General features: G+C 73.1%; 5 protein-coding genes. 1 reads left to right on the plus strand and 4 read right to left on the minus strand.

From position 1 onward, the window contains the following. Positions 1–302 precede the first annotated feature (302 nt). Genes NH602_RS29490 through NH602_RS29505 form a run of 4 tightly spaced genes read right to left on the minus strand, consistent with a single transcriptional unit; the run spans position 303 to position 2,955 of the window. Positions 303–545 carry a gas vesicle protein GvpG gene (locus tag NH602_RS29490; protein ID WP_073578106.1) on the minus strand — a complete coding sequence of 81 codons (243 nt, stop codon included), beginning with the start codon at positions 543–545 and terminating at the stop codon, positions 303–305. Continuing rightward, positions 545–1,297 (minus strand): GvpL/GvpF family gas vesicle protein, encoded by a 753-nt coding sequence (locus NH602_RS29495; RefSeq protein ID WP_179760676.1) that lies wholly within the window; start codon positions 1,295–1,297, stop codon positions 545–547. The genes NH602_RS29490 and NH602_RS29495 overlap by 1 nt, the downstream gene beginning before the upstream one ends. Beyond that, entirely contained in the window at positions 1,294–1,683 is a 390-nt protein-coding gene (gene gvpJ, locus NH602_RS29500; protein ID WP_253069521.1) for a gas vesicle protein GvpJ, read from the minus strand. Before gvpJ ends, NH602_RS29495 begins: the two co-directional genes overlap by 4 nt. A 36-nt stretch (positions 1,684–1,719) precedes the next feature. Next, positions 1,720–2,955, minus strand: coding sequence for an SRPBCC family protein (locus NH602_RS29505; RefSeq protein WP_253069522.1), 1,236 nt, complete (start codon positions 2,953–2,955; stop codon positions 1,720–1,722). 71 nt (positions 2,956–3,026) lie between these two features. Between NH602_RS29505 and NH602_RS29510 the strand changes: the two genes are divergently transcribed. Then, a partial coding sequence (locus tag NH602_RS29510; RefSeq protein WP_253069523.1) for a hypothetical protein occupies positions 3,027–3,347 on the plus strand: 321 nt, incomplete at its 3' end.

Consider the following 3,347-nt stretch of genomic DNA (forward strand, 5'->3'; position numbering starts at 1 on the left):
CCCGCTCCGACGGCGCGTCGGCGGCCCGGTCCTGCGCGGTGTCGGAGCGGCGGCGCGACGACCCACCGTCGGCCGGACGTCGCCGCCGGGGCGGTTGCTCCCCGTCCGCCGACCGACGGCGCGGCGCGGCGTCGTCGTCCACCGAGCGACGACGCGGCGGAGCATCGTCGTCCCCGGAGCGACGGCGTCGTGGAGCCTCCCCCGCCCGTCGCCGCACCGGAGCCTCCGATCCGTCCCGCCGACGGGCCGGCTCTCCCGACCCGCGACGACGTGGTCGCTCGTCGGACGACCGGCCCTCCGGCTCAGCCACGGCCGTCCCCCGGTCGCCCCGTCAGCCGGGCCAGCAGGACCTCCTGACGCGCGTCGCGGTCCGCCTCGGAGATCTCCCCCTGCTCGTATGCCCGTTCGACCTCGTCGATCTGCCGGCGCACCGCGACCGGGTCGTAGAGCCGGGCGTGGGCCTGGTCCTGCAGCTGCTCCCCCACCCAGACGACGCCGCGCAGCGGTGCGAGCGGCAGCCCGAGCAGGCCGCGCAAGAGCCCCATCAGCCCTCGGCCTCCGGTGGTTCGGGCAGGAAGTCGTACGGTGCGACCGGGCCGATCAGACGCAGCCGCACCCGCTCGTCCCACTCGTCGCCGAGCGCGTCGACGGCCTGCTCGAAGTCGCCGACCCGGTCGCGGTGCACCAGCAGCGCCAGCTCGACGGCGCCGTCCTCGGCGGCGGGCTCCTTCACCGACGTCGCGACCGCGAACGGGCCCAGCCGCTCCACGGCGAGGTCCGCGTCGTCGGACCGGATGCGCTCGACGTGGCCCGCGATCGCCTCACCGAGCCGGATGCGCTCGTAGTACGTGGCGTCCGGGTCCTTGCCGCGCACGGCTTCACCGAGCTGCTGGATCTCCGGGTCGGCCTCGACGATGCCCGCCACCAGGCGGTCGGAGTCGTAGCGGCCGGTCAGCACGAACTGCCGGCAGCCGTCGAGCTGCTCCAGCGCCCAGGCGAAGTACTCCTGGTGCGCGGCGAGGAGCTCGTCGACGACGGCGCGGTCGTCGTCGACGACGCCGCCGAACCGCATCGGCAGCACGGTCGTGCTCCCGGCCAGGGTGTTCACGGTGCGCTCGTGGGCCAGGAGGTCCTCGCGGCTGCCCAGCGGGGCGTCGCGCGGGACGTCGCTGACGACTGCGGCGAGCTGCCCGTGGTCGATCACCGCCACCTCCTCGCCGCCGCCGACGGGGGTCAGCCCCTCGGGCAGGTCGATGTCGGCGGCGACGACGGCGTAGACGTAGGTCGCGCTGCTCACTCGCTCTTCTCCTTCCGTGAGCGACGCTCACCCCGGAGGTCGTCGAACTTCTCCTTGCCCGCCTCGATCACTCCTTTGGTGGCTCCTTTCGAGACCCCTTTCGAGCCGCCCTCCGAGATGCCGCTGACGACCTCGCCGAGGTCCTTGCCGCCCTTCTGGTGCAGGTCGAGGCGGTTGGTGGCCTCCGCGAACCGCAGGTAGGTGTCCACACTGGCGACGACGATGCGGGCGTCGATCGTGACGAGCTCGATACCGACCAGCGACACCTTCACGAAGATGTCGATGACGAGACCCTTGTCCAGGATCAGGTCGATGACCTGGGCGAGGTCGCCCTGCGGGGCGCGGTCGACCCGGCCACCGCCCCCCTGTCGATGGCTGACGGTCACGGTGTCCGTCCCTCCGTTCGCAGGTGCCGGGCCGGGTCAGCCACGCGAGCCCGCCGTGCGACGGCGACGGCTCCCGGCCCGTCGGCCGCCGTCCCCCTCCGGCTCGGGCTCCCCGGCCTCGGCGTCCTCCGGCTCGGCGTCGTCGTACTCGGCGTCGTCGTACTCCGGGTCGGGCTCGTCGGCCGGTTCCTCGTCCGCGGCCTCGGCGTCGGCGTCGCCGTCGAGGCCGTCCTCGTCGAGGTCCTCCTCCGCGTAGTCGTCGTCCTCGGCCGGTTCCTCCTCGGCGAGGTCGTCCTCCTCCGCGAGGTCGTCCTCGTCGAGGTCGTCCTCGTCGTACTCGGCGTCCTCGTAGTCGTCGTAGTCGTCGTCGTACTCGTCGTACTCGGCCTCGCGCTCCTCCTCGAGCCCCTCCTCGTGGGTCTTGACGACCTCGCTGTCGCGGATCTCCCCGCGCCAGCCCTCCAGCTCCTCGCGATTGAGCAGGGTCTCGACCATCACGTGCCGGCCGTAGTGCTTGAACTCCAACCGGGCCCGGCGGCCGACGGCGCGCCAGATGTTGCCGGTCTTCTCGAACAGGCCGACCGGGTAGTACTCGAGGATCAGCACGACGCGGGTCAGGTTCGGCGCGAGTTCGTGGAACGACACGCACCCGTTGGCATAGCCCTTGGCACCCTGCGAACGCCAGATGACGTGGGTGTCCGGAATCTGCTCGATGATCGTCGCGCTCCAGGTGCGCTTCGACCAGAACACCTGGGCCTTCCAGTTCGTCTTCTCGTCGGACTCCTGGTCGACCGACTGCACCTTCTTCATGAAGGTCGAGAAGTCCGCGAACTGCGTCCACTGGTCGTAGGCGACCCGCACCGGGACACCGACGTCGAGGTGCTCGACGATGTTCATGAACTTGAACTTGCCGCGGCCCCCGCCGGAACCACCGCCGCCGGCGCCGCCCTCGGAGTCCTCGGAGTCCTCGTCGCCGCCGAGCCCGACGGCACCCATCACCTTGTCCTTGACGGCCGAGAACCCGCCCTTCACCGCGTTCGTCACCGGATTGCCCCCCTCCTCCGAGCCACCCCCGCCGAGAGCCGCGCCCAGACCGGTCCCGCCGTTCTCGGCGACGCCCGTCAGCCGCTCGGTGAGTCCCTCCACCTGGTTCATCGCGGCGCCGACCGCACGGTCGGCGGCGGCCTTCAACAGCAGCTGCCCGGCCTGTTTGAGGCGGTCGGTGGGCAGCTGGTCCAGCACCGAGGTGCTGCCGTTCTGCTCCTCAGCCATCGGCCCGCGCCTCCGACTTCCTCGTCGCACGCCCGCCCGAGCGCGGCGCCCGGCCGTTGCGCGAGCCGCCCTTGCCCGACGAGTCCGAGGACGAGGAGGACGACGACTCGGAGCTGCGGCCCGAGGAGGACCGCGCGGTCCGCCGGGCCGGGGCCGCGCGGCCCTCGGAGTCGGAGTCCGCGCCGTCCGACGACGACCGGCTCGACGGTCCCGCACGTCCCGACGACGATCCCGAGCCCGACGACCGTCCGGTCCGCCGGCGCGGGGGGTCCTCGGAGTCGGCGTCGGCCGACCGCGGACGGCGCGCCTTCGACGTGGTGCCCGCGACCGCCCGGCCCGCTCCCCGCGTCGCCGACCCGGCCGCGCGGGTGGCGCTCTTCGCGGCCCGGCCG

The sequence above is a fragment of the Pseudonocardia sp. McavD-2-B genome (genome assembly GCF_024124365.1).
GTDB classification, from domain to species: Bacteria; Actinomycetota; Actinomycetes; order Mycobacteriales; family Pseudonocardiaceae; genus Pseudonocardia; species Pseudonocardia alni.

Coding starts and splice junctions, on each gene's coding strand:
- NH602_RS29490 (WP_073578106.1), bottom strand. CDS start 545: ATGGGGCTCTTGCGCGGCCTGCTCGGGCTGCCGCTCGCACCGCTGCGC.
- NH602_RS29505 (WP_253069522.1), bottom strand. CDS start 2,955: ATGGCTGAGGAGCAGAACGGCAGCACCTCGGTGCTGGACCAGCTGCCC.